This is a genomic window from Chelatococcus sp. CO-6 (assembly GCF_001271345.1).
Classification (GTDB): domain Bacteria; phylum Pseudomonadota; class Alphaproteobacteria; order Rhizobiales; family Beijerinckiaceae; genus Chelatococcus_A; species Chelatococcus_A caeni.
Map to the genome: position 1 here is coordinate 2992061 of NZ_CP012398.1, position 22334 is coordinate 3014394.

The following is a 22334-nucleotide window of genomic DNA, read 5'->3' on the forward strand; positions in this document are numbered from 1 at the left end:
TCGGCGCCTTCGGCGAGTCCTTGCGGTGGTTCCCGGCTCGCATTCCGCTTCGCTGCATGCGTCCGGGAAACGAGGTTGCTCTCGGTTGCAGCGGCCTGCAATCCGCCCGACTGCCGACTGCCGACTGCCGACTGCCGACTGCCGATCCTTATGACAGCGCCTGCAGGTCCGCCAGCAGCCGCGCCGCCTCGTCGCCGGAGACGCGGCTGGCGAGCTTCTTCTGGCACTCCTGCCAGTAGGGATAGGCGGCGGCCAGCGCACGCCGGCCCTCGTCGGTGAGGCTCAGGCGGCGGCTGCGCTTGTCGTCGGGGTCGACGCTCACGGTGAGGAACCCGCGCCGCTCCAGCGGCTTGAGGTTCGCCGTCAGCGTGGTGCGGTCCATGGCGAGCAGGGAGGAGACCTGGCCGATCTTCGGCGGCTCGGGCCTATTGAGGGACATCAGCAGCGAGAATTGCCCGCTCGTCAGCCCCACGGGGCGAAGAGCGTCGTCGAAGCGCCGTGCCAGCGCGCGCGCCGCGCGCTGCACGTGCAGGCACAGGCAGTTGTCGCGCACGTGCAGGGTGACCTCGAAAGGCAGTATCGTTTCGGCCGGCACATCCATCTTTGACATGACTTATTAATGTTGATATCAACGTAAAAAGCAATGGGCAAGATCGCCGCAGGCCTGCCCAAATGCGATTGAAGCGGCTCATAGCCGCCGGGCCGAGGGCCGGCAAGACGGCCGCGGCGCGACATAAAGACCGGATGGAGGGAGAAGAAGAGGATGGACCGGCAGCAGAAACTCGTTCCGCATCTCGTCGTCGATGGCGCCGCCGCGGCGATCGACTTCTACCGCCGCGCCTTCGGCGCCGAGGAGGTGATGCGCATGCCGGCCGAGGACGGCAGGCGCCTCATGCATGCGGAACTCCTCGTGCACGGCACCAAGCTCTATCTCTGCGACTATTTTCCGGAGTTCTGCGGCGAGGCGAGCGGCGAGGAAAAGGTCGCCCCGCCGCCCGTCATCGGCGGCACGGCCGTGACGCTGCATCTCGACGTGCCCAATTGCGACGAGGTGGTGGCCAAGGCGCAGGCGGCCGGGGCAACGGTCACCATGCCGCCGGAAGATGCCTTCTGGGGCGACCGTTACGCCCGCATCCGCGATCCCTTCGGCCATTCCTGGAGCATGGCGCATCGCCTGCCGGGCGCGCAGACGGGTTGAAGCTTTACCGACATCCAGGACGCGTGGCGCCACTGCCATCCCCTCCCACGAAGTGGTGGGGAGGGTCAGGGTGGGGGGCGGTGCCGCTCGGCGGGGCGGCCGGAGTTTTCAGCAACGACAACGGGTTTCGCCGATCATGTGGAGGCTTCCCCCACCCCTAGCCCCTCCCCGCCGCAAGCGGGGGGAGAGGGACGGGTCGCTCATCGCTCGTCGGTTGCTGCCCTCACTCTCGTCCGGCTCAATCCACGGCCCGGGTGCTTTCCCTGACCACGAGCTCGACCGGCAGCAGCCGCCGCTCGTCCGTCTTCACCGTCACCGCGGCCTCGTCGTCCTTCGCCATCAGGGCAAGCAGCATGCGCGCCGCCGTGGTGCCGATGCCGCCGCGCGGCTGGTGCACGGTGGTCAGCGCCGGGACGTAGCGGGATGCGGTCTCGATGTCGTCGAAGCCGACGACGGAGACGTCCTGCGGCACGGAAAGGCCCTTGCGGTGCAGCTCCGAGATGAAGCCGAAGGCCATCTCGTCACTCTGGCAGAAGACGCCCGTCGGCCGCTCGTCGCAGGCGAGCCAGCGGTGCGCGGCGGCCGCACCGCTCTCCATGGTGAAGTCGCCGGGCAGGAACCATTCGTCGCGGGCCGGGATGCCGGCCTGCGCCAGCCCCTCCAGCGTCCCGCGGCGGCGCTCGATGGTGAGCACGTTCGTCGGCGGCCCCATGATGTGCGCGATGCGCCGGTGCCCCAGTTCGGCGAGATGCCGGATGGCGAGGCGCGCCCCTTCGGCGTTGTCGATGACCACCGACGGGGTGGCGAGCCCCTCGATCCATTCGCAGGCGAAGACGAGCGGCGGCAGAGAACCAGAGCCGCCGATGTCCTGCCGCAGCTCGTCGGGCAGGTGGCCGTCGAGCAGGATGAGCCCGTCGGCGCGGTTGTTGCTGAGATAGCCCAGCATGCGCTCGTCGTCGCGCTCCTGCCCCTGCGGGGCCGTGTCGGCGACGAGCACGTTGTAGCCGATCGGCGCGATTTCGGCGGCGATGGCCGAGAGGATCTTGGAGAAGAACGGGTTGGCGAGGTTCGGCACCAGCACGACGATGGCGCCCGTGCGCCGGCGCCGGAGGTTCCGCGCCGCCTGGTTGATCGTGTAGCCGGTGGCGTCGATGGCGGCGAGGACGCGCTCGCGCGTCTCCCGGGAGACCTGCTCGGGGTGCGACAGCGCGCGGCTGACGGTGGCGGTGGAGACGCCGGCGGCCAGGGCAACGTCCCGGATGCGCGGCAGGGGCTTGTTCATGGGTTCGCTTCAACTCCTGGCTGCCTTTTGTCCGCCTTTTCCGGGGAAGGCAAACACATTCTCGGCCGCCGGCGCATGTGCTTGTAAACGATTACAGGCTAGCGTATGACTGGTTACAACCGATTACAACAGAATGGGCGGCAGCGACCGCCCGCCGGGCCAACGAGCCCTCGGGAGGACAATCGATGAAGACGATCAAGGGCCCCGCGCTCTTCCTCGCCCAATTCGCCGGTGATGCCGCGCCGTTCAACTCCTGGGATTCCATCACGCGCTGGGCGGCCGACTGCGGCTATCTCGGCGTCCAGGTACCGAGCTGGGATGCGCGCCTGTTCGATCTCGACAAGGCCGCGGCCTCGCGCGACTACTGCGACGAATTCGCCGGCAAGGCGCTGGAGAACGGCGTCGCCGTCACCGATCTGTCGACCCACCTGCAGGGCCAGCTCGTCGCCGTCCACCCCGCCTATGACGAGGCCTTTGACGGTTTCGCCGTGCCGGCCGTGCGCGGCAATCCGAAGGCCCGGCAGGAATGGGCGGTCGAGCAGGTGAAGAAGGCGATCACCGCCTCGCGCAACCTCGGTCTCACGACGCTCGCCTCCTTCTCCGGCGCGCTCGCCTGGCCCTTCGTCTATCCCTGGCCGCAGCGTCCGGCGGGGCTGATCGAGGCCGCCTTCGACGAACTCGCCCGCCGCTGGCGTCCCATCCTCGACCATGCCGAGGATAACGGCATCGACGTCTGCTACGAGATCCACCCGGGGGAGGATCTGCACGACGGCATCACCTTCGAGATGTTCCTGGAGCGCGTCGGCGGCCACCAGCGCGCCAACATGCTCTACGATCCCTCGCACTACGTGCTGCAGTGCCTCGACTATCTCGAGAACATCGACATCTACCGCGACCGCATCAAGATGTTCCACGTCAAGGATGCGGAGTTCAACCCGACCGGCAGGCAGGGCGTCTATTCCGGCTACCAGAACTGGGTGGACCGGGCCGGGCGCTTCCGCTCCCCCGGTGACGGGCAGGTCGATTTCGGGGCCATCTTCTCCAAGATGGCGGCCAACGACTTCGACGGCTGGGCCGTCGTCGAATGGGAATGCGCCCTGAAACACCCGGAGGACGGGGCGCGCGAGGGCGCGGAATTCGTCCGCCACCACATCATCCGGGTGACGGAGAAGGCCTTCGACGATTTCGCCGGCGCCGGCACGGACGATGCCGCCAATCGCCGCATGCTCGGGCTGGAGAGGTGAGCGATGGCGATCGAAGCCTCCCGTGAGAGCGCGCCCGCGCGCATCCGTCTCGGCATGGTCGGCGGCGGCAAGGATGCCTTCATCGGCGCCGTGCACCGCATCGCCGCACGGCTCGATGGTGAGTTCGAGCTGGTCGCCGGCGCGCTGTCCTCGACCCCGGCCAAGGCGCGCGAATCCGGTCGGGTCCTCGGCCTCGCCGAGGACCGCATCTACGACAGCTTCCGCGAGATGGCGGCGCGCGAGAAGCGCCTCAGGAACGGCATCGAGGCGGTCGCCATCGTCACGCCCAACCACGTGCATTACGAGGCGGCGCGCGAGTTCCTGAAGCGCGGCATCCACGTCATCTGCGACAAGCCGCTGACGGCGACGCTCGCGGACGCCAAGCGTCTCGCCGCGCTCGCCGGGAAGTCGGACGCGCTGTTCATCCTGACCCACAACTACACCGGCTACCCCATGGTGCGGCAGGCGCGCGAGATGATCGCGGCCGGGGAACTGGGCGACCTGCGCCTCGTGCAGGTGGAATATGTGCAGGACTGGCTGACCGAGCCGCTCGAGCGCACCGGCGCCAAGCAGGCGGAATGGCGCACCGATCCGGCCCGCTCCGGCGCCGGCGGCGCCGTCGGCGACATCGGCACCCACGCCTTCAACCTCGCCACCTTCGTCACCGGCCTCACGCTCACGAGCCTGAGCGCCGATCTCGACAGCTTCGTCGAGGGCCGGCGGCTCGACGACAACGTCCACGTGCTGATGCGCTTTGCCGGCGGCGCCAAGGGCATGCTGTGGGCGAGCCAGGTGGCGCCCGGCAACGAGAACGGCCTCAAGCTGCGCGTCTACGGCACGCGCGGCGGCCTCGAATGGTGCCAGGAGGAGCCGAACCGCCTGTGGTTCACCCCCTTCGGCAAGCCGAAGACGCTGCTGACGCGCGGCGGGGCCGGCGCGGGCGCCGCGGCCCAGCGCATGACGCGCACCCCGGCCGGCCATCCGGAAGGCTATCTCGAGGGCTTCGCCAACATCTATGCCGAGGCGGCGCGCGCCATCCTCGCCCGCCGCGAGGGCCGCCCGGTCCCGCCGGATGTCGTCTATCCCACGGTCGCGGACGGCGTCGCCGGCGTTGCCTTCGTCGAGGCCTGCGTGCGCTCGTCGAAACGCAACGCCGCCTGGGTCACGCTCTGAGGCGATGGCCGTGGCTGCGCCCGCCGCCTCGGCTGCTCCCACCCCGGCCACCGCGCCGGTGCTGGCGCTCGCCGGCGTCGGCCGCGCCTTCGGGCCGGTCGAGGTGCTGTTCGACATCGACTTCGACCTGAAGCCCGGCGAGGTGCACGCCCTCATCGGCGAGAACGGGGCCGGCAAGTCGACCATGATGAAGATCATGGCCGGCTATCTCGCGCCGACGAAGGGCAGGGTGCTGCTCGACGGCGCCCCGGTCGCCTTCTCCTCGAGCGAGGAGGCGGAGGAGCGCGGCGTCGTGCTCATCCACCAGGAGTTCAACCTCGCCCGGCAGCTCTCCGTCGAGCAGAACATCTTCCTCGGTCGCGAACTGAAGCGCGGCCCCTTCCTCGACCATCGCGCCATGCGCGAGAAGACGCTGGCGCTGCTCGCCGAGCTCGAGACGCCGGTCGACCCGGCGGCGATCGTCGCCGGCATCTCGGTGCCCGAGAAGCAGATGGTCGAGATCGCCAAGGCGCTGTCGCGCAAGGCGCGCGTCATCATCATGGACGAGCCGACGGCGGTCCTGACGCGCAAGGAGGCGGAGGTGCTCTTCCGCCAGATCGAGCGCCTCAGGGCCGCCGGCACGGCGATCCTCTACACCTCGCACAAGCTCGACGAGGTGGCGCGGCTCGCCGACCGGGTGACCGTGCTGCGCGACGGCCGCCATGTGGTGACGGCGCCGCGCGGCGCCCTCAGCGAGGACGCCATGGCCGAGGCCATGGTGGGGCGCGAGCTCTCCAACCTCTTTCCGGCGAAGGCCGAGCCGGCCTCCGCCGCGCCGGTGCTGACGGTCGAGAATTTCAGCGTCGCCGGCTTTGCCGAGGACGTGTCCTTCTCGCTCCGGCGCGGCGAGGTGCTGGGCTTCGCCGGCCTCGTCGGCTCCGGGCGGACGGAGCTGATGGAGGGGCTCGTCGGCCTCAGGCCGGCGCACGGAGCGGTGACGCTCGCCGGCCGCCCGATGCGCATCCGCTCCGTCGAGGAAGCGCGCCGCGCCGGCATCGCTTACCTCACGGAGGACCGCAAGGAGCGCGGCCTCCTGCTCAATCAGCCCATGCGGCCGAACCTCACCTTGCTCGCGCTCTCGCGTTTCGGCCGTTTCCTCATCGACCGCAAGGCGGAGGATCGGGCGCTCGACAAGGCCATCGCCGAGTTCGACATCCGCGCCCCGGTGCGTGAGATCCCGGTCGGCAACCTCTCCGGCGGCAACCAGCAGAAGCTGCTGCTCGCCAAGACCATGCTGGCGGAACCCGACATCGTCATCATCGACGAGCCGACGCGCGGCATCGACATCGGTACCAAGCAGCAGATCTACGGCTTCGTGCAGCGCCTCGCCGCGGCCGGCAAGAGCATCATTCTCATCTCGTCCGAGATGGCCGAGATCATCGGGCTCGCAACCCGCGTCTGCGTCATGCGCGCCGGGCGCCTCGCGGGTATCCTGAGCGGCGCCGACATCAACGAGGACGCCATCGTGCGCCTCGCCATGGGCCTCGAGGCAAGGAGGGCGAACGGCAATGGCTGACGCGACGACCACCCGGCAGGAGCTGCGGAAGGCGCGCCGCCCGGCCGTCAACCTGCATGTCGTCGGTCCGCTCGTCGCGCTCGCCGTCCTCATCCTCGTCGGCGTGCTGCTGAACCCGAATTTCCTCAGCTACGGCAACGTCACCAACGTGCTCGCCCGCTCGGCCTTCATCGGCATCATCGCGGTGGGCATGACCTTCGTCATCACCTCCGGCGGGCTCGACCTCTCGGTCGGCTCCATGGCGGCCTTCATCGCCGGGCTGATGATCCTCGTCATGAATGCGCTGGTGCCGACGCTCGGCGCCGGCTGGCCGGTCATCCTCATCGGCATGGCGGCGGCGCTCTTCTTCGGCTTCCTCGCCGGGCTCGGCAACGGCCTGCTCATCACCAGGGCGCGCATCGAGGCCTTCATCGTCACGCTCGGCAGCATGGGCATCTTCCGCTCGCTCATCACCTGGCTCGCCGACGGCGGCACGCTGTCGCTGAACTTCCAGGTGCGGGACGTCTACCGCCCGGTCTATTACGACGGCATCCTCGGCGTCTCCTGGCCGATCATCGTCTTCCTCGTCGTGGCCATCGCCGGCGAGATCGTGATGCGGCACACCGCCTTCGGCCGCCATTGCGCCGCCATCGGCTCCAACGAGCAGGTGGCGCGCTATTCGGCCGTGCATGTGGAGCGCGTGCGGCTCGCCACCTATGTCATCCTCGGCATGCTGGTCGGCCTCGCCACCATCATGTATGTGCCGCGCCTCGGCTCCGCCTCCTCGGCGACGGGCGTCCTGTGGGAGCTCGAGGCGATCGCAGCCGTCATCATCGGCGGCACGGTGCTGAAGGGCGGCTTCGGCCGCGTCTGGGGCACGGTGGTGGGCGTGCTCATCCTCAACCTGATCCAGAACATCCTCAATCTGACGGACCTGGTGAGCCCCTATCTCAACGGGGCCATCCAGGGCGTGATCATCGTTCTGGCCGTCGTTCTGCAGCGTCAGAAGAAGGCGCTCTGAAGAGGCGGCGCAAATGCCCGGCAACAGGGCTGGATGAAGAGAGGGAGAAGGACGATGGGAGTGGTCAAGGCTTTCAAGGCGCTGGCCCTGGCGGCGGTGCTCGCTGCGCCGGCCGCGGCACAGGCGCAGGATAATAAGGTCATCGGCGTATCCATCCCGGCGGCGACGCACGGCTGGGCCGGTGGCATGAACTATCATGCGCAGGAGGCGGTGAAGCGCCTCGAGAAGACCTATCCGCAGCTGAAGTTCGTCCTCGCGACGGCGGGCGATCCCGGCAAGCAGGTCAGCGACATCGAGGACATGATGGCGACGCGCAACATCGATGCGCTCGTCGTGCTGCCCTTCGAATCGACGCCGCTCACCGGCCCGGTCAAGCGCGTGGCCGAGGCGGGCAAGTGGGTCACGGTCGTCGACCGCGGCCTCGCCGAAGAGGGCATCGAGGACCTCTACGTCGCCGGCGACAACCCGGGCTTCGGCCGCGTCGCGGGCGAGTTCTTCCGCGAGCGGATGCCGAGCGGCGGCAAGATCGTCGTCCTGCGCGGCATCCCGACCACGATCGACAACGAGCGCGTCGAGGCCTTCCAGAAGGCCATCGAGGGCAGCGGCATCGAGATCATCGGCATGGAGCACGGCAACTGGAACCGTGACAGCGCCTTCACCGTGATGCAGGACTTCCTCTCCAAGCACCCGAAGATCGACGCCGTCTGGGCCTCGGACGACGACATGGCCGTCGGCGTGCTCGAAGCCGTCAACCAGGCCGGCCGGCAGGACGAGATGTGGGTGCTCGGCGGCGCCGGCATGAAGGAGATGATCAAGCGCGTCATGGACGGCGACAAGCGCGTGCCGGCCAATGTCACCTATCCGCCGGCGATGATCGCCACCGCGATCGAGATCACGGCGCTGCGCTTCGTCTCCAACGCGCCGGTGTCCGGCCGCTTCGTCATCGGCTCCGAGCTGATCACGCAGGAGAACGCCAAGAACTTCCACTTCCCCGACAGCCCCTTCTGATCGGGAGCGGCGGGTTTTCGAGCGGCCCCGCAAGGGGCCGCTTTTTCATGTCCGCCCGGCCAGGCCAAGGCCGCCGGCCGCCTCCTGCCGGATCCAGCTGCGCAGGGCCGCGATTCGTTCGGGATGCGGCGGATCGGCCGGGTAGACGAGGCGATAGTCATAGCCGCGCAGCCGCGGCCCGAAGGGCACGACAAGGCGGCCGGCCGCGATCTCGTCCGCCACCAGCACGAGCCCGGCGAGAGCGACGCCCTGGCCGGCGACCAGCGCCTGCACGGCCTGGCTTTCGTCGCTCAGCGTCAGCTCCGCCCGCGGCACCAGCCCCGGAAGACCCGCCTCGGCGAGCCAGCGCTCCCAGACGGGATTGTCCCGGTGCGGGCGCCGCCATTCGAAATGGATCAATGTGTGTTCGGCGAGCTCGCGCGGATGGTTGAGGCCGAGCGCGGGGCTGCACACCGGCGCGAACATGTCCTCGAACAGGAGGTCGCCGACGAGGCCGGCCGGCACGGCCCGGCCGTAGCGCACGGCGGCATCGGCGGTGCCGGCAAGGAGATCCACCGGGTCGTCGGAAGCGTGCAGCCTGAGGTCGAGCCCGGGATTGGCCGCGTGGAAGGCCGCGACTCGCGGCACGAGCCAGCGCGCCGTGAAGGCGACCGTCGCCGACAGCGTGACGACGGGCTTGAGCCGTTGGCCGCGCAACTGCGCGATGGCCTCCGCGAAGACGTCGAAGCCGTCGCGCAGCACGGGATAGAGCGTGCGCCCCTCCGGCGTCAGCGCAACGCGCCGGGGGCGGCGCACGAACAGCCTGGCGCCGAGCGCATCCTCCAGCTGCCGTACATGGTGGCTGACGGCCGTCGGCGTCACCGCCAGCTCCTCGGCGGCCGCCTTGAAGCTGAGGTGTCGGGCCGCGGCCTCGAAGGCCTTGAGGGCGGGCAGGGGAGGCAGCCGGCGGCTGGAACGTCGGTCGGTCATGGTGAAGCGGTTGCGTCTCTATGGATGAATATCACTCATCTATAGGCTGAGAACTATGCGTTTGTCATTGTCCGGCAAGAGAAGAAATCTGTGCGGCATGAACCCTCCCATCAGATGAGGACATGTCACTCATGGCAACCATTCTGCATATCGATGCCAGCGCCCGCCCGGCCGGTTCCGACCTCGCGACCTTCGGCTCCCATTCCCGCCGTCTCAGCAAGCGCTTCGTCGCCCGCTGGCGCAACCAGCGGCCCAAGGACACGGTGCTCTACCGGGACGTCGGCCTGACGCCGCCGGCGCCGGTCTCCGCCGCCTGGATCCACGCGGCCTTCACGCCCAAGGAGCGTCGCGCGCCCTGGATGGATGGCGTGCTGCGGGAAAGCGACATGCTGATCGACGAACTGATCGGTGCCGATGTCATCGTCGCCGGGGTGCCGATGTACAACTTCGGCGTTCCGGCCCCGTTCAAGGCCTATATCGACAACATCGTGCGCGTGGGGCGCACCTTCGGCTTCGATCGCGCCCGGCCGGGCGAACCCTACTGGCCGCTGCTCGCCGGCATGGGCAAGCGGCTCGTCATCCTCTCCTCGCGCGGCGATTTCGGCTATGGCGAGGGCGAGCGCATCGCCCACATGAACCATGTCGAGCCGAGCATCCGCACCGCCTTCGGCTATATCGGCATCACCGATGTCGCGTCCGTCGCGGTCGAATACGACGAATTCGCCGACGAGCGGCTCGCGGCCTCGATCGCCGCGGCCGAACGCGCCGTCGACGAACTGGCCGAGCGCCTGGCGGCGGCCGTGGGCGAGGAGGAGCGGGAGGCTGCCAGCGAGGCGGCGGCCTGAACCTGCCCCGGCTCCCGCTTATTCCGCCGAGACGCTGTCGTCGGCGGCCTGCGCGGGGGCACGTTTCTGCCGCAGCCGGTGCATGAGGCAGGCGTCCCAATAGGGCTCGCCGCCGAAATGGGCGACGAGCGTGTCGGTGAGCAGCCGGACCTTGGCCGGCACGTAGGCGCCCGGCGGCCGCACCACATAGATGCCGGCCTCCGGCATCTCGTAGTCGAGCAGCAGGGGGACGAGCGTGCCCCGTTCGATGTCCTCGGCGGCGAGGAAGGTCGGCGCCACCACGATGCCGAGTCCCGTGCGGGCCCATTGCAGGAGGGCGTCGCCGTTATCGGCCAGGAGCCGCCCGCGCGGCCGCACGTTCGTCGAGCGCGTGCCGCGGCGGAAGTGCAGGTCCTGATCGGCGACGGCGGAATAGATGAGGCATTCGTGGCGCGTCAGGTCGTCCGGCGTCTCCGGCCGGCCGTGCCGGGCGACATAGTCCGGGCTCGCCACGACGACCACGTAGACCGGCGCGATCTTGCGGGCGATGAGGCTCGAATCGCGCAGGTAGCCGATGCGGATGGCGGCATCGAAGCGCTCCGCCAAAAGGTCGACGACGCGGTCGCTGTAGGCGACGTCGATGCCGAGCCGCGGATGCGCGGCCGCCATCTCGGCGAGGATGGGCGTCACATATTTGACCCCGAAGGACAGCGGCGCCGACAGGCGCAGCGTGCCCACGATGCCGCCGCCATGCTGCGCCACGGCGTCCTGCGCCTCGGCAAGATCGGCGAGGATGCGCTCGCTGCGGGTCTTGAACTCGAGCCCCGCTTCGGTCGCGCTGATGCCGCGCGTCGTGCGGGTGAGGAGGCGCGTGCCGAGCTCCGCCTCCAGCCGCGCGATGCGGCGGCTGACGATGGACTTGGCGATGCCCAGCCGCTTGGCGGCACGGCCGAAGCCGCCGCTGTCCACCACCTCGATGAAGCTTTTCAGATCGTCGAAGTCCGGCATCCGCGTTCCTCGTTCAGCAACGGCCTGGTGCAAATAAAGAGGATACCGGTGCGGCGAAAGAACCACCAGCTTTCCGGCACGCCTTTGTCATTCGTTTCGGAGAAGCTGAATATGACCACGGTTCTCGCCATTACCAGCAGCGCCTCGGGCGCCGAATCCGTTTCCAACCGCCTCGTTGCGGATGCGCTCGAAGCCCTGAAGGCGAGCGGCGGTGCCGATCGCGTCATCACGCGCGATGTCGGCAGCGAGCCGATCCCGCATCTGACGGCCGAGACGACGGCCGCCCTGCGCAAGGGTGAGACGGCGACCGAGGCCCAGCGCGCGGCGGTCGCCCTGTCGGACCGGCTGGTCGGCGAGCTGCGCGAGGCGGACGTGATCGTCATCGGCGCGCCGATGTACAACTTCGGCATTCCCTCCACCCTGAAGGCGTGGTTCGACTACGTGCTGCGCGCCGGTGTCACCTTCAGCTACAGCGAGAAGGGGCCGGAAGGCCTCATCAAGGGCAAGCGCGCCATCGTCATCGAGAGCCGCGGCGGGCTCTACAGCGAGGGCCCGGCCCAGGCCATGGATTCGCAGGAGCCGCACCTGCGCACGATGCTCGGCTTCATCGGCATCACCGACGTGACCTTCGTGCGCGCCGAGAAGCAGGGCTTCGGCCCGGAGGTGAGCGCAGAGGCCGTCGCGGCCGCGCGCGGCGAACTTTCGCGCCTCGGCGAGCGTCTCGCCGCTTGACGCCGGCGCCTGCATGGTCGCTGATTTCGCCGGCGGGCCACGCTGCCGGGCGCCACGCGCGCCCGGCGCCCCGCGCCGAAACGACCTGCAGGGAGCCCGGCATGAACCCTCCATCGTCCACGCGCCCGGTCGTCAGGGTGGCGCTCGGGCAGTTCGCCGTCGGACGTGAGTGGCAGGACAATGCCGCGACGGTCGTGCGGCTGATGCGCGAGGCCGGCGCCGCCGGCGCCAAGCTGCTCGTCCTGCCCGAGGGCATCCTCGCCCGCGACATCGCCGATCCCGACATCGTGCTGAAGACGGCCCAGCCGCTCGACGGGCCGTTCATGCAGGAGGTGCTCGCCGCGAGCCGCGGCAGCGACCTCGCGGTGATGGGCTGCATCCACGTGCCGGCCGGCAACGGCCGGGTCTTCAACACGCTGGTCACCGTGCGCGACGGCGCCATCATCGGCGCCTACCGCAAGCTGCACCTCTACGATGCCTTCCGCGTCAAGGAATCGACCAATGTCGCGCCCGGCGACGAGATCCCGCCGCTGATCGAGGTGGCGGGGCTGAAGGTCGGCACCATGACCTGCTACGACCTGCGCTTTCCGGAGATGGCGCGGCGCCTCGCCCTCGATGGCGCCGATGTCATCACTGCTCCCTCGGCCTGGGTGCGCGGCCTCGGCAAGGAGGCGCATTGGGAGGTGCTCGTCACCGCCCGCGCGCTCGAGAACACCTGCTACGTCGTGGCGACCGGCGAGTGCGGCGAGCGCAACATCGGCGCGAGCATGGTGGTGGATCCGCTCGGCGTCGCCATCGCCCGCGCCGCCGAGGCGCCGGCCCTCGTCTTCGCCGACATCGATCCGGCCCGCATCGCCCATGCGAGGAGCGTGCTGCCGGTCCTCGCCAACCGCCGGTTCACGGCGCCGGAGCTTACCCGCGGCGAATGAGCGTGCTGAGGCAATGGACGGCCGTGATGGTCAGGGCCGGACCTCGTCGCCGGCACCGTCCGGCGGGCGAGGATCAGCCATCGAAGCCAATGGCTGCGGGCCATGCGCCAGGTGCGCGATCGAGCGTGGCCCGCCGCCGGCGCAGTGGCTGAGAAATTCACTGATGAGGCGCTGGGCCTCCGCGATATGGCGGATGGCGCTGTGCAACCGCTGCTGCACCACCGCGTGCGCTCCGGAACCGCCCCCCTGCATCGGCCTGCCCCCTTCGCGTCCGATTGCTCAGGCTTGAGCCCCATGGCGGGCTGCCAGTTTATATTTCTTCCAGCATAGCAGGAGTTCACCCGAACCGGACATGGTTTTTCCGGTCCGGTTTGGTACGCGGGTGCTGAAGAATGCTACTGGGGCGCGGCGCAGGCGATTTTCATGGTCGCGTATTCCTGCACGGTGTCGAAATACTCACGGGTGTCGGGGTCGCATTGCCATCTGACGAACAGCATCTTGCGGCTGCCGGGGGCGGGATCGCCGCACAGGTCGTTGTTGACCTTGATCTCGCAGGAACGCTGGCCGCCGCAGAGGTTGGAGACGGGCCAGTAGGCCGAGCACGTCTTGCCGCCGCCGCCCGGCAGGCCATACTGAGCCTGCCGCACGATGATGCAGGGCTGGTTGGCTTCGCAGCTCGTGGCGTGCGCCGGCGCGGCCGGGCCGACGAGCCCGCTGGCGGCCGCCAGGACGATTGCGGCCGTCGAAGTGATCGATCTCATGCAGGACCTCCGGCTGCCTATCCGCAGAACGCGCGCACGACGCGGCCCGTGCGGGGATCCGTCTCGACCGTCACCCGCGCGGGTGAGTAATCCATCGTGACGGGCTGGCCCGGCGCGATCTGCCGTACGACGGTCGCGCCGGTGCGCTGTCGCGCCTCGTCATCGGTCAGCCGCGGCTGGCCGGCAAGCCCGCTTGCCGCCTCGGGGCGGCAGGGGCCCGGGTCCGCCACCGCGGCTCCTGTCGTGGGTGAGGGCGTGCAGGCGGACAACATGAATCCAAGGCCGGCCGCGGCAATGACCGGGAGCAGGCATTCCTTGTCCATCGACATGTCTCCGGGATTGTCCTCCGGTGCCGTCCGAAGGCGAGGGCAGGGGGCAAACCGACCGGTTCTCGCACCGTGGCGCGGGGTCAGTCCGGCGGAGCCGCGTCACGGCGGTCCGCTTCCTGGCCGATGAAGGTTCCGCTCGTCGCGTCGGTGATGATGATGTCGATCGTGGCGCCGCTCGTCATTCTCAGGCGCGCGCCGCCCGTGCGCCAGGCGCGAAAGATGACGTCCCGCGGGGCGCCCAGCCTGCCGCGGTATTGTCTCGCCCGGTCGCCCGAAATCGTCCCGTCTATCGAGACGTCGACGTCGTCGACGCGCTGCTCGCCGAAGATGAGATCACCCCGTTCCGATCGCATGGTCATCTCCCCTTCTGATGGCCATGGGGCCGAGCGCCGAGTATGCGTGCGGGCCGTGGAACGGGCAACCGCCAGTTGGTGCCGGTTGGCCGGAACACGGCAAATTGATGGGCGGAGCCTCGGCCGTTCCCCCGCTATCCACAGCCCGTCACGCGCAGGGCGCGCGCGGCGGCATTGCGCCGGCCGGCCGCTAGTGGGTGACAGCAGATCGGGCGGCTGCAGCGGTGAGGCGCACGCCCGCGCCCTCGGCGATCGTCGCCAGCGACTGATCGATGATGACACGGCTCGTCTCGGCGATCCGGGCCTTGATCGTCGCGTCCAGTTCTCCAAGGACGATCAGGGCACGCTCCTGCGCCGCGGAGGCAAAAGTCTCGAATGCAGCCTGCCTGTCTGATTCGAAGTCGCTTGAAATCGCCTGGATGAAAGCGTGAGAATAGGCTTCGACGACCTGATGAACCACAAGTTTCAGCATGGCTTCCTTGACGTCCGGTGCCATGTGTCTCGGCTCATCGATGGTCATGTGTGTTCCCCAGCATTGTTTATCGTAATTCAAGTTGCTGCAATGATCATGGCGGAATTGCGATCACGAGAATTTTATCGAATATGGCTTGCGGGAGGGTGGTGTGCCGGGCAGTCACGGCGCATCCCGTGGCTTTCGGCCTCGACCCGCGCTAGATAGTGCGCCGGGTCATCCTTACGTTGCACGCGGGTGACGCGGAAGTCGGGCCCGACGCGATACGGCGCGCCGGAGTTGCGATCGCGCGCACGCACCCATGCTGACAATGACGCTGGACGCAGAAAAGGTGAGTGATTTCAAACCGCACAGGTTCGCCGTCGCGCCGATGATGGATTGGACGGACAGGGACTGCCGCGTCTTCCACAGGCTGATGACGCGCCATGCCCTGCTCTACACCGAGATGGTGACGACCGGCGCGGTCATCCACGGCGACCGGGAGCGTCTCATCGGCTTCGATGCGGCGGAGCAGCCGCTCGCCGTGCAGCTCGGCGGCAGCGAGCCGGGCGAGTTGGCAGAGGCCGCGCGTATCTGTGCCGGCCTCGGCTATCGCGAGGTCAATCTCAATGTCGGCTGCCCGTCGGACAGGGTGCAGAGCGGGCGCTTCGGCGCCTGCCTCATGCGCGAGCCGGAGCTCGTCGCCGCCTGCGTCGCGGCGATGAAGGACGCGGTCGACGTGCCCGTCACCGTCAAGTGCCGCATCGGCGTCGACGAGCAGGACCCCGAGGTGGCGCTCGATCAGCTGGCCGACGCCGTTGTCGCCGCCGGGGCGGACATGCTCGTCGTCCATGCCCGCAAGGCCTGGCTCAACGGCCTCTCGCCCAAGGACAACCGGGAGATCCCGCCGCTCGACTATGGTCGCGTGCATCGCCTCAAGGCGCGCCTGCCCGAGGTGCCCATCCTCCTCAACGGCGGCCTCCGGACGCTCGAGGAGGCCCATGCGGCCATGCATCCGGCGGGCGGGCCGGCGCTCGACGGTGTCATGCTCGGCCGCGCGGCCTATCAGAACCCCGAGATCCTCCTCGGCGTCGATCCGCTGTTCTTCGGCGCCGCCGCGCCGCTCGCCGACGCCTTCGCCGTTGTCGAGGCCTATCTGCCCTATGTCGAGCGCCGGCTCGGCGAGGGCGTGCGCCTCAACCAGCTCACCCGCCACATCCTCGGCCTCTTCCCCGGGCGGCCAGGCGCGCGCCAGTTCCGCCGCCACCTCGCGACGGAGGCCTGCAAGCCTGGCGCCGGGCCGGAGGTCATCGTCGAGGCGGTCGCCCATGTGCGGCGGGAGATGGCGCGCCGCGAGGTCGAGGCCGCCTGAGGCGTGCGCAACGGCCAAGGGCGATTTGCGTGCCTTTAGCCTTGCCGCTTCTCTTCCTCTTCCCTGAAATGCAGGCGGGGAGGAGGGCGCGATGCACAAGCCGCAGGACCCGGATTTCGAGGCGCGCGTGCGCCGCAGCTTCGGCAAGCAGAGCGTGATGGAGACGATCGGCGCGCGCATGACGGAGGTCGCGCCGGGCGAGACCACGATCGCGCTTCTGGTCGCGCCGCACATCTGCCAGCAGCATGGCTTCGTCCATGCCGGCATCGTCTCCACCATCGCGGATTCGGCCTGCGGCTATGCCGCCCTGTCGCTGATGCCGGCCGGGGCCGGCGTCTTGACCGCCGAGTTCAAGATCAACCTGCTCGCCCCCGCCGCCGGCGACAGGCTCGAGGCGCACGGACGCGTGGTGCGGGCAGGGCGCATGCTCACCGTGGCGCAGGCAGAGGTGGAGGCCATCGACGGCGAGCGGCGCAAGACCGTGGCCGTGATGACCGCGACGCTCGTCACGCTCGAGGGGCGCGAGGGCATCGCCGACTGAGCACGGCGCCGGGCGGCCATGCCGCCGCAGCGCTTGCCTTGGCCGCCGCAATCGCGCACGAGAGGGCTCCTGCCGCGGGAGCCGTCATGTTCGCTGCCATTCCCACATCCGAACTCGTCATGCTGGCCGGGGCGCTGCTCGCGGCCGGCGCCGTCACGGGCATCCTCGCCGGCGTCTTCGGTGTGGGCGGCGGCGCCGTCGTCGTCCCGGTGCTCTACGAGCTCTTCCGGGTCGTGGGCGTGCCGGAGGAGGTGCGCATGCCGCTCTGCGTCGGCACCTCGCTCGCCGTGATCATCCCCACCTCGATCCGTTCCTTCAATGCCCATCGCGCGCGCGGCAAGGTCGACATGTCCATCGTGCGCATCTGGGCGGTGCCCGTCATCCTCGGCGTGGGGCTCGGCAGCTTCATCGCCCGCTATGCCCCGGCGGACCTGTTCAAGGCGGTCTTCGTCGTGGTCGCCGGCATCTCGGCCGTGCGGCTCCTCTTCGGCAAGGACAGCTGGCGCCTCGGCACGGAGGTGCCCGGCAAGATCGTCATGAGCATCTACGGCGTCGTCATCGGCGTCCTGTCGTCGCTGATGGGCATCGGCGGCGGGCAATTGTCGAGCCTGTTCATGACCTTCTACGGCCGGCCGATCCACCAGGCGGTGGCGACCTCCTCGGGACTCGGCGTCCTCATCTCCATTCCCGGCGCCATCGGCTATATCTACGCCGGCTGGCCGCGCGCCGCCGAATATCCGGATGTCGCGGCCCTGCAGTTCCCCATGGCGCTGGGCTATGTCTCGCTCATCGGCTTTGCGCTCTTCGTGCCGACGAGCATCTTCACGGCCCCCTTGGGCGCGAGCCTCGCCCACGCCCTGTCGAAGCGGCGCCTGGAGATCGCCTTCGGCCTCTTCCTTCTCGCCGTCTGCGCCCGCTTCGCCTGGAGCCTGGTGAGCTGAGCCTCACCCGCCGCGCCCGCGCAGGACCAGCCTGTCGCCGCGCACCTCGAAGGAGGCGAGGCGATCGAGGAAGGTCATGCCCAGCAGGTTCTGCGACAGGCTGCCTTCGCGGGCGACGAGGGCCGGCACGCGCCGCTCGGTGATGTTGCCGACGGTGAGCTCGCCGAGCGTGGTGGAAGCGGCCATCGTGCGGCCGTTCGCCGTCATCACCGGCTGCGTGTAGAAGAGCGTTGCAGGGTCGATGCCGGCGCGGGCGGCGGCCTCGCTCGTCAGCACCACCGCCGAGGCGCCGGTGTCGAGAATGAAGCGCGTCGGCACGCCGTCGACGGCGCCGTCGATGACGAAGCTGCCGCCGGCATGGCGCGCGACCTGCACTTCGCCGCCGGCGAGCGTCACCGTGTAGCCCGGCGCCACCTCTCCGAGCAGCCGGTTGGCGAAGCCCTGCAGCTCGAAGCGATAGCTGTAGACCGCCACCAGCATGACGATCATCGCCATCCAGAAGGCGATGGCCTCGAGGGCGCGCGTCCACTGGCCGCGGAAATGCTGCACCACCCAGCCGAAGGCGAGGATGCCGACGGCTCCGAGCCAGGCGAGCGAGGCGATGAGGTCCGGCCGCAGCCCGAGGATGGTCTCGTTGCCGCCGAAGAGGACGAGCACCGCGATGGCGGCGATGATGACGGCGAGGGCGACGAAACCGCGCATGGCTCTTCCTTCACGAGGCGCCGGCGAGCGGCGCAAGGGCGAGGAGCCCGGCGAGGAAGGCGATCTCGCCCGCCTGCTGGGCCGCCCCGGCGATGTCTCCCGTATGCCCGCCGATCTTCGCCCGGGCAATGCGGGAGAGGCCCGCTCCCGCGCTCGCCGCGAGGGCAAGGGCGAGCACGATCGCGAGGAAGCCGAAGCCGGCCGGCAGCAGCAGGAGGAAGGCAATGACGGCCGAGCCCGCGGCCGCCGTGGCGAAGGCGGCCTGCGTCGGCTGGCCCGCCGCGTGCGCGGCGCCGTCGCTGCGGGCCGGCTTAAGCAGCAGGAAGGGCAGGAGCCCCACCGTGCGCGAGGCCGCCGCGGCCGCGACGAGCGCCAGGGCTGTGGCAAGCGCCGGCATGCGCCCGGCGAGCGCGGCGATCAGCCCGACGCGGATCATGAGATCGAGCGTGAGCGCCGCCGCGCCGTAGGAGCCGACGCGGCTGTCGCGCATGATGGTCAGGCGCCGCTCGGGCGTCGCACCGCCCCACAGCCCGTCGGCGGTGTCGGCCAGGCCGTCCTCGTGGAAGACGCCCGTCGCGACGAGGAGCGCGGCGACGGCGGCGCAGGCGGCGAGATACGTCCCGAAGCCGAGGCCCGTCGCGAGGAGGAAGGCGAGCGCGCCGACGAGGCCGATGGCGGCGCCGGCGAGCGGCAGCGCCCTGACGGCGCGGGAGAAATCCGGCATGGCATGCGGCGCCGCCTCGAAGGGCAGGGCGGGCACCGGCAGGCGCGAGTAGAAGCGCAGGCACGCCGCCGCATCGGCGAGGAAGGCGAGCGCCGGGCCCGGCCCGGGGCCGGCCTTGGCCTGCGGCATCTCGTTGTCCTGCGTCATCTTCACCTCGGCGCGCGGCATGCTATTAGCACCGGGCCCGACAGCCGCGACCATGGGCCGGCCATAACGACATAGTGGAGAATTGCGATGGATGCGACGGCAACCGGCCTACCGTTCGACGACGTGCGGCGGCTTTTCGCCATGCTGCCGGACGTGGACGAGGCGGCCATCGCCGCCGTGCGCCGCCGCGACGCGGAACTGACGAAGCCGCCGGGCTCCCTCGGCCGCCTGGAGGAGATCGCCGCCTGGGTGGCCGGCTGGCAGGGCAAGGGGCGGCCGAGCGTCGCGCGCCCGCTCGTTTGCGTCTTCGCCGGCAACCACGGCGTGGTGCGCCATGGCGTCTCGCCCTATCCGCAGAGCGTCACCCGCCAGATGCTGGAGAACTTCGCCGCGGGCGGCGCCGCCATCAACCAGATCTGCGCCGCCTACGACCTCGGCTTCAAGGTCTTCGACCTCGCGCTCGACCTGCCGACCGGCGACATCGCCACCGAGGCGGCTTTCGACGAGAAGGCCTGCGTCGCCACCCTGGCCTTCGGCATGGAGGCGATCGCCGGCGGCACCGACCTCCTGTGCCTCGGCGAGATGGGCATCGGCAACACCACCATCGCCGCCGCCATCTACGCCGCGCTCTATGGGGGGCCGGCGGCGCGCTGGGTCGGCCGCGGCACCGGCCTCGACGACGCCGGCCTCGCCCGCAAGGCGGCCGTCGTGGAGCAGGCGCTCGCCACCCATGCCGGCCACCTCGGCGATCCGCTCGAGGTGCTGCGCCGGCTTGGCGGGCGCGAGGTTGCCGCCGTCGCCGGTGCCATCCTCGCCGCGCGGCTCGAGCGCATTCCCGTCATCCTCGACGGCTATGTCGTCACGGCCGCGGCCGCCATCCTGCACGCCATCGATCCACGCTCCATCGCCCATTGCCTCGCCGGCCACCGCTCCGCCGAGGGCGCGCACGGCGAGGTGCTCGACCGGCTCGGCCTCGCCCCGGTGCTCGACCTCGACATGCGGCTCGGGGAGGCGACCGGCGCGGCGCTCGCCGCCGGCATCGTCAAGGCCGCGGTCGCCTGCCACAACGACATGGCGACCTTCGCCCAGGCGGGGGTCGACACCGCCGACGACGGCGAGCGGCCCGAGCGCCTGCAGTGAGGCAGAGGCGGCGGCCTCAGGCGACATTGCGCTGCTGCGGCGGCTCCACCTGCCACCGGTCCCATGCCGGCTCGCCGGCGAAATGGCTGACGAGCCGGTCGACGAAGAGCCGCACCTTCAATGGCAGGTAGCGCGCCTGCGGATAGACGGCGTAGATGCCGGCTTCCGTCGGCGTGTAGTCGGGCATCAGCGGCACGAGCGTGCCGCTCGCGATCTCCGGCCCGACGACGAAGGTCGGCGACAGGATGACGCCGAGGCCGCGCAGCGCCGCCTCCCGCAGCATCAGGCTGTTGTTGACGATGATGCGCGGCTGCACGCGCACGCTCTCTTCCCCCTCGGGCCCCTGGAAGGTCCAGTTCGACTGGCTCTGCCGGTAGGCGTAGTCGAGGCAGGCGTGCTGCGCGAGGTCGGCCGGCCGCCCGGGCGCCTCGTTCGCCGCAAGATAGGCGGGGGCGGCGCACAGGGCGAAGCGGCATGGCGCGAGCCGGCGCGCGATGAGCGAGGAATCCTTGAGGCGCCCGATGCGGATGGCGAGGTCGACGCCCTCCTCGATGATGTCGACGATCATCTCGTTGAGCGTGAGGTCGACCTGCACCTCCGGATGGTCCCTGAGGAAGCTGTCGATCACCGGCATCAGATAGGTGACGCCGAAGGTCATCGGCGCGTTGATGCGCAAGGTGCCCTTGGCCTGATCCTGGATCGAGCTGACGCCGTGACGCAGGTCGTTGACCTCCTCGAGGATCGGCACGCAGCGCGCATAGAACTCTGCCCCGGCCTCGGTCAGGTTGACGCGCCGCGTGGTGCGGTTGAGCAGCCGCGCCCCCAGCCACTCCTCCAGCATCTGCACGTGTTTGGTGGCCGCCGCCGGTGAAATGCGAAAATGCCGTGCAGCTTCTGCAAAGCTGCCATTGGAGGCGACGCGGGCAAATACCGCCATCATCATAAGTCTGTCCATGAAACCCTCACTTCAATCAACATAGCAAAGTAACAATTTTCCTTATGGCGTATATTATTCGACGATCCATTATATGTTTCCTTAGATGGCATAAAATCGGCATTTAGTAAAATTTTACGGATATATTTCTTTCAGGTAGCGCGTGAATTATTATTTGAGGCCAAAAACTATCTTCCTTTATTTGCGTGTGCTCGCATTGACCGACGGTGGCAGCTTTGAAAGCCTCCGCGGGGTGGATTTCGCGCCGGTCTCGTCGCGATTGCTGATCGTGCTGCAGGCGATGCAGCCGCCCCCGCGTGGTTTCCGCCCGGTTTCGCCGCGATCAATCCTTTTCGGCGTGGTGGCCCCTGCCGTTAAGGTCCTCATCAGACAGCTCCGCTAGAAAGCGGCCATGCGAAGGGGCAGGCTTGCGACAGGGCGGGGTGGGCAGCGCCATGTGGAGCGGCGGCTGCGCGACCTCGCGCGCGCGTCGGCTATCCTTACGGGGCTGCTGGTCGCGCTCGGACTGCTGCTGTGGCGCGAGGAGACGCGCGTCGCCGGGTCCGTCGATGTCGTCGATGGCGACACGCTGCGGCTCGCAGACGGGCGGCCGCTGCGCCTCGAGGGCATCGACGCGCCCGAGATCGACCAGCTCTGCGACAAGCCGTCCGGACCTTACCCCTGCGGCCGGGCCGCGCGCAGCGCCCTCGTCCGCCTCGTCGCCGGCGCCGATGTCACCTGCATCCTCGACGGCAAGGACCGTTACGGCCGCCTGCTCGGGCGCTGCAGCGTCGGCGAGGAGGACGTCAACGCCAGCCTCGTCGCGACCGGCTGGGCGGTGGCGAGCGGCAGGTACCATGCCGAGGAGGCGGCGGCGCGCGAAGGGCGCCTCGGCCTATGGCAGGGCCGTTTCGAGCGGCCGGCGGACTGGCGCGCGCGGCGTTAAGGATCGATTAACCCCGTCTTTCACGAAACCGCCGCCCATGTGTTCTGGCGCACATCGGGAACAAAGGTGGA

The 22334-nt window shown here is 69.4% G+C and carries 25 protein-coding genes; 14 read left to right on the forward strand and 11 right to left on the reverse strand.

Annotated features, from left to right (window positions below):
- Positions 1-148: 148 nt before the first annotated feature.
- On the reverse strand, positions 149-601 hold the full coding sequence (locus tag AL346_RS14105; protein ID WP_019401535.1) for a MarR family winged helix-turn-helix transcriptional regulator: 453 nt from the start codon (positions 599-601) through the stop codon (positions 149-151).
- Positions 602-763: 162 nt separating this feature from the next.
- Here AL346_RS14105 and AL346_RS14110 point away from each other — a divergent pair, with 162 nt between their 5' ends.
- Entirely contained in the window at positions 764-1198 is a 435-nt protein-coding gene (locus AL346_RS14110; RefSeq protein WP_019401534.1) for a VOC family protein, read from the forward strand.
- A gap of 238 nt (positions 1199-1436) precedes the next feature.
- On the opposite strand, the gene AL346_RS14115 is transcribed toward AL346_RS14110, so the two are convergent.
- Complete coding sequence (locus AL346_RS14115) at positions 1437-2480, reverse strand: LacI family DNA-binding transcriptional regulator (RefSeq protein ID WP_019400565.1); 1044 nt, start codon at positions 2478-2480, stop codon at positions 1437-1439.
- Between the two features lie 185 nt (positions 2481-2665).
- Here AL346_RS14115 and AL346_RS14120 point away from each other — a divergent pair, with 185 nt between their 5' ends.
- Genes AL346_RS14120 through AL346_RS14140 form a run of 5 tightly spaced genes read left to right on the forward strand, consistent with a single transcriptional unit; the run spans position 2666 to position 8460 of the window.
- Positions 2666-3724: a sugar phosphate isomerase/epimerase gene (locus tag AL346_RS14120; RefSeq protein ID WP_019400566.1), complete on the forward strand. Its 1059-nt coding sequence runs from the start codon at positions 2666-2668 to the stop codon at positions 3722-3724.
- Between the two features lie 3 nt (positions 3725-3727).
- Complete coding sequence (locus AL346_RS14125) at positions 3728-4897, forward strand: Gfo/Idh/MocA family protein (protein WP_019400567.1); 1170 nt, start codon at positions 3728-3730, stop codon at positions 4895-4897.
- 4 nt (positions 4898-4901) lie between these two features.
- Positions 4902-6452 (forward strand): sugar ABC transporter ATP-binding protein, encoded by a 1551-nt coding sequence (locus AL346_RS14130; protein ID WP_019400568.1) that lies wholly within the window; start codon positions 4902-4904, stop codon positions 6450-6452.
- Entirely contained in the window at positions 6445-7452 is a 1008-nt protein-coding gene (locus tag AL346_RS14135; RefSeq protein ID WP_019400569.1) for an ABC transporter permease, read from the forward strand. Before AL346_RS14130 ends, AL346_RS14135 begins: the two co-directional genes overlap by 8 nt.
- A 54-nt stretch (positions 7453-7506) precedes the next feature.
- On the forward strand, positions 7507-8460 hold the full coding sequence (locus AL346_RS14140; protein WP_082312519.1) for an ABC transporter substrate-binding protein: 954 nt from the start codon (positions 7507-7509) through the stop codon (positions 8458-8460).
- A 45-nt stretch (positions 8461-8505) separates the two neighbouring features.
- On the opposite strand, the gene AL346_RS14145 is transcribed toward AL346_RS14140, so the two are convergent.
- Positions 8506-9429: a LysR substrate-binding domain-containing protein gene (locus AL346_RS14145; RefSeq protein ID WP_019400571.1), complete on the reverse strand. Its 924-nt coding sequence runs from the start codon at positions 9427-9429 to the stop codon at positions 8506-8508.
- Positions 9430-9560: 131 nt separating this feature from the next.
- Between AL346_RS14145 and AL346_RS14150 the strand changes: the two genes are divergently transcribed.
- Positions 9561-10274, forward strand: a complete 714-nt coding sequence (locus tag AL346_RS14150; protein WP_019400572.1) for an FMN-dependent NADH-azoreductase — start codon at positions 9561-9563, stop codon at positions 10272-10274.
- An 18-nt stretch (positions 10275-10292) separates the two neighbouring features.
- On the opposite strand, the gene AL346_RS14155 is transcribed toward AL346_RS14150, so the two are convergent.
- The gene (locus AL346_RS14155) at positions 10293-11261 is read right to left on the reverse strand and encodes a LysR family transcriptional regulator (protein WP_019400573.1); all 969 of its coding nucleotides are present in this window, start codon (positions 11259-11261) and stop codon (positions 10293-10295) included.
- A gap of 111 nt (positions 11262-11372) precedes the next feature.
- Between AL346_RS14155 and AL346_RS14160 the strand changes: the two genes are divergently transcribed.
- Positions 11373-11993, forward strand: coding sequence for an FMN-dependent NADH-azoreductase (locus AL346_RS14160; RefSeq protein ID WP_026014844.1), 621 nt, complete (start codon positions 11373-11375; stop codon positions 11991-11993).
- A gap of 101 nt (positions 11994-12094) precedes the next feature.
- Positions 12095-12922 (forward strand): deaminated glutathione amidase, encoded by an 828-nt coding sequence (locus AL346_RS14165; RefSeq protein ID WP_040403506.1) that lies wholly within the window; start codon positions 12095-12097, stop codon positions 12920-12922.
- A gap of 395 nt (positions 12923-13317) precedes the next feature.
- On the opposite strand, the gene AL346_RS14175 is transcribed toward AL346_RS14165, so the two are convergent.
- The 4 genes from AL346_RS14175 to AL346_RS14190 form a co-directional block, all read right to left on the reverse strand.
- Positions 13318-13683, reverse strand: coding sequence for a hypothetical protein (locus tag AL346_RS14175; protein WP_019400577.1), 366 nt, complete (start codon positions 13681-13683; stop codon positions 13318-13320).
- A gap of 17 nt (positions 13684-13700) precedes the next feature.
- Positions 13701-14012, reverse strand: coding sequence for an I78 family peptidase inhibitor (locus AL346_RS14180; RefSeq protein ID WP_026014845.1), 312 nt, complete (start codon positions 14010-14012; stop codon positions 13701-13703).
- Between the two features lie 80 nt (positions 14013-14092).
- Entirely contained in the window at positions 14093-14365 is a 273-nt protein-coding gene (locus AL346_RS14185) for a hypothetical protein (RefSeq protein ID WP_156332757.1), read from the reverse strand.
- Between the two features lie 190 nt (positions 14366-14555).
- The gene (locus tag AL346_RS14190; protein WP_019400579.1) at positions 14556-14885 is read right to left on the reverse strand and encodes a hypothetical protein; all 330 of its coding nucleotides are present in this window, start codon (positions 14883-14885) and stop codon (positions 14556-14558) included.
- A 262-nt stretch (positions 14886-15147) separates the two neighbouring features.
- Between AL346_RS14190 and dusA the strand changes: the two genes are divergently transcribed.
- The 3 genes from dusA (at position 15148) to AL346_RS14205 (ending at position 17670) form a co-directional block, all read left to right on the forward strand.
- Positions 15148-16188, forward strand: coding sequence for a tRNA dihydrouridine(20/20a) synthase DusA (dusA, locus tag AL346_RS14195; RefSeq protein ID WP_082312629.1), 1041 nt, complete (start codon positions 15148-15150; stop codon positions 16186-16188).
- A 91-nt stretch (positions 16189-16279) separates the two neighbouring features.
- Positions 16280-16729, forward strand: a complete 450-nt coding sequence (locus AL346_RS14200; protein ID WP_019400581.1) for a PaaI family thioesterase — start codon at positions 16280-16282, stop codon at positions 16727-16729.
- 86 nt (positions 16730-16815) lie between these two features.
- Positions 16816-17670: a sulfite exporter TauE/SafE family protein gene (locus AL346_RS14205; RefSeq protein ID WP_019400582.1), complete on the forward strand. Its 855-nt coding sequence runs from the start codon at positions 16816-16818 to the stop codon at positions 17668-17670.
- Positions 17671-17673: 3 nt separating this feature from the next.
- On the opposite strand, the gene AL346_RS14210 is transcribed toward AL346_RS14205, so the two are convergent.
- Positions 17674-18372, reverse strand: coding sequence for a TIGR02281 family clan AA aspartic protease (locus AL346_RS14210; RefSeq protein ID WP_019400564.1), 699 nt, complete (start codon positions 18370-18372; stop codon positions 17674-17676).
- A gap of 10 nt (positions 18373-18382) precedes the next feature.
- Positions 18383-19243 carry an adenosylcobinamide-GDP ribazoletransferase gene (locus AL346_RS14215; protein WP_082312630.1) on the reverse strand — a complete coding sequence of 287 codons (861 nt, stop codon included), beginning with the start codon at positions 19241-19243 and terminating at the stop codon, positions 18383-18385.
- Positions 19244-19330: 87 nt separating this feature from the next.
- Between AL346_RS14215 and cobT the strand changes: the two genes are divergently transcribed.
- On the forward strand, positions 19331-20383 hold the full coding sequence (cobT, locus tag AL346_RS14220) for a nicotinate-nucleotide--dimethylbenzimidazole phosphoribosyltransferase (protein ID WP_019400562.1): 1053 nt from the start codon (positions 19331-19333) through the stop codon (positions 20381-20383).
- A 16-nt stretch (positions 20384-20399) separates the two neighbouring features.
- Here the strand turns inward: cobT and AL346_RS14225 are convergent, their stop codons facing one another.
- Positions 20400-21338: a LysR family transcriptional regulator gene (locus tag AL346_RS14225; protein WP_040403493.1), complete on the reverse strand. Its 939-nt coding sequence runs from the start codon at positions 21336-21338 to the stop codon at positions 20400-20402.
- Positions 21339-21729: 391 nt separating this feature from the next.
- On the opposite strand from AL346_RS14225, the gene AL346_RS14230 reads away from it, so the two are divergent.
- Positions 21730-22263 carry a thermonuclease family protein gene (locus tag AL346_RS14230; RefSeq protein WP_082312520.1) on the forward strand — a complete coding sequence of 178 codons (534 nt, stop codon included), beginning with the start codon at positions 21730-21732 and terminating at the stop codon, positions 22261-22263.
- The last annotated feature ends 71 nt before the right edge of the window (positions 22264-22334 follow it).

Excerpts from the sequence above, each read along its gene's own strand:
- AL346_RS14105 (WP_019401535.1), bottom strand. The coding sequence starts at position 601 with ATGGATGTGCCGGCCGAAACGATACTGCCTTTCGAGGTCACCCTGCAC.
- AL346_RS14110 (WP_019401534.1), top strand. The coding sequence starts at position 764 with ATGGACCGGCAGCAGAAACTCGTTCCGCATCTCGTCGTCGATGGCGCC.
- AL346_RS14115 (WP_019400565.1), bottom strand. The coding sequence starts at position 2,480 with ATGAACAAGCCCCTGCCGCGCATCCGGGACGTTGCCCTGGCCGCCGGC.
- AL346_RS14120 (WP_019400566.1), top strand. The coding sequence starts at position 2,666 with ATGAAGACGATCAAGGGCCCCGCGCTCTTCCTCGCCCAATTCGCCGGT.
- AL346_RS14125 (WP_019400567.1), top strand. The coding sequence starts at position 3,728 with ATGGCGATCGAAGCCTCCCGTGAGAGCGCGCCCGCGCGCATCCGTCTC.
- AL346_RS14130 (WP_019400568.1), top strand. The coding sequence starts at position 4,902 with ATGGCCGTGGCTGCGCCCGCCGCCTCGGCTGCTCCCACCCCGGCCACC.
- AL346_RS14135 (WP_019400569.1), top strand. The coding sequence starts at position 6,445 with ATGGCTGACGCGACGACCACCCGGCAGGAGCTGCGGAAGGCGCGCCGC.
- AL346_RS14140 (WP_082312519.1), top strand. The coding sequence starts at position 7,507 with ATGGGAGTGGTCAAGGCTTTCAAGGCGCTGGCCCTGGCGGCGGTGCTC.
- AL346_RS14145 (WP_019400571.1), bottom strand. The coding sequence starts at position 9,429 with ATGACCGACCGACGTTCCAGCCGCCGGCTGCCTCCCCTGCCCGCCCTC.
- AL346_RS14150 (WP_019400572.1), top strand. The coding sequence starts at position 9,561 with ATGGCAACCATTCTGCATATCGATGCCAGCGCCCGCCCGGCCGGTTCC.
- AL346_RS14155 (WP_019400573.1), bottom strand. The coding sequence starts at position 11,261 with ATGCCGGACTTCGACGATCTGAAAAGCTTCATCGAGGTGGTGGACAGC.
- AL346_RS14160 (WP_026014844.1), top strand. The coding sequence starts at position 11,373 with ATGACCACGGTTCTCGCCATTACCAGCAGCGCCTCGGGCGCCGAATCC.
- AL346_RS14165 (WP_040403506.1), top strand. The coding sequence starts at position 12,095 with ATGAACCCTCCATCGTCCACGCGCCCGGTCGTCAGGGTGGCGCTCGGG.
- AL346_RS14175 (WP_019400577.1), bottom strand. The coding sequence starts at position 13,683 with ATGAGATCGATCACTTCGACGGCCGCAATCGTCCTGGCGGCCGCCAGC.
- AL346_RS14180 (WP_026014845.1), bottom strand. The coding sequence starts at position 14,012 with ATGTCGATGGACAAGGAATGCCTGCTCCCGGTCATTGCCGCGGCCGGC.
- AL346_RS14185 (WP_156332757.1), bottom strand. The coding sequence starts at position 14,365 with ATGCGATCGGAACGGGGTGATCTCATCTTCGGCGAGCAGCGCGTCGAC.
- AL346_RS14190 (WP_019400579.1), bottom strand. The coding sequence starts at position 14,885 with ATGACCATCGATGAGCCGAGACACATGGCACCGGACGTCAAGGAAGCC.
- dusA (WP_082312629.1), top strand. The coding sequence starts at position 15,148 with ATGACGCTGGACGCAGAAAAGGTGAGTGATTTCAAACCGCACAGGTTC.
- AL346_RS14200 (WP_019400581.1), top strand. The coding sequence starts at position 16,280 with ATGCACAAGCCGCAGGACCCGGATTTCGAGGCGCGCGTGCGCCGCAGC.
- AL346_RS14205 (WP_019400582.1), top strand. The coding sequence starts at position 16,816 with ATGTTCGCTGCCATTCCCACATCCGAACTCGTCATGCTGGCCGGGGCG.
- AL346_RS14210 (WP_019400564.1), bottom strand. The coding sequence starts at position 18,372 with ATGCGCGGTTTCGTCGCCCTCGCCGTCATCATCGCCGCCATCGCGGTG.
- AL346_RS14215 (WP_082312630.1), bottom strand. The coding sequence starts at position 19,243 with ATGACGCAGGACAACGAGATGCCGCAGGCCAAGGCCGGCCCCGGGCCG.
- cobT (WP_019400562.1), top strand. The coding sequence starts at position 19,331 with ATGGATGCGACGGCAACCGGCCTACCGTTCGACGACGTGCGGCGGCTT.
- AL346_RS14225 (WP_040403493.1), bottom strand. The coding sequence starts at position 21,338 with ATGGACAGACTTATGATGATGGCGGTATTTGCCCGCGTCGCCTCCAAT.
- AL346_RS14230 (WP_082312520.1), top strand. The coding sequence starts at position 21,730 with ATGCGAAGGGGCAGGCTTGCGACAGGGCGGGGTGGGCAGCGCCATGTG.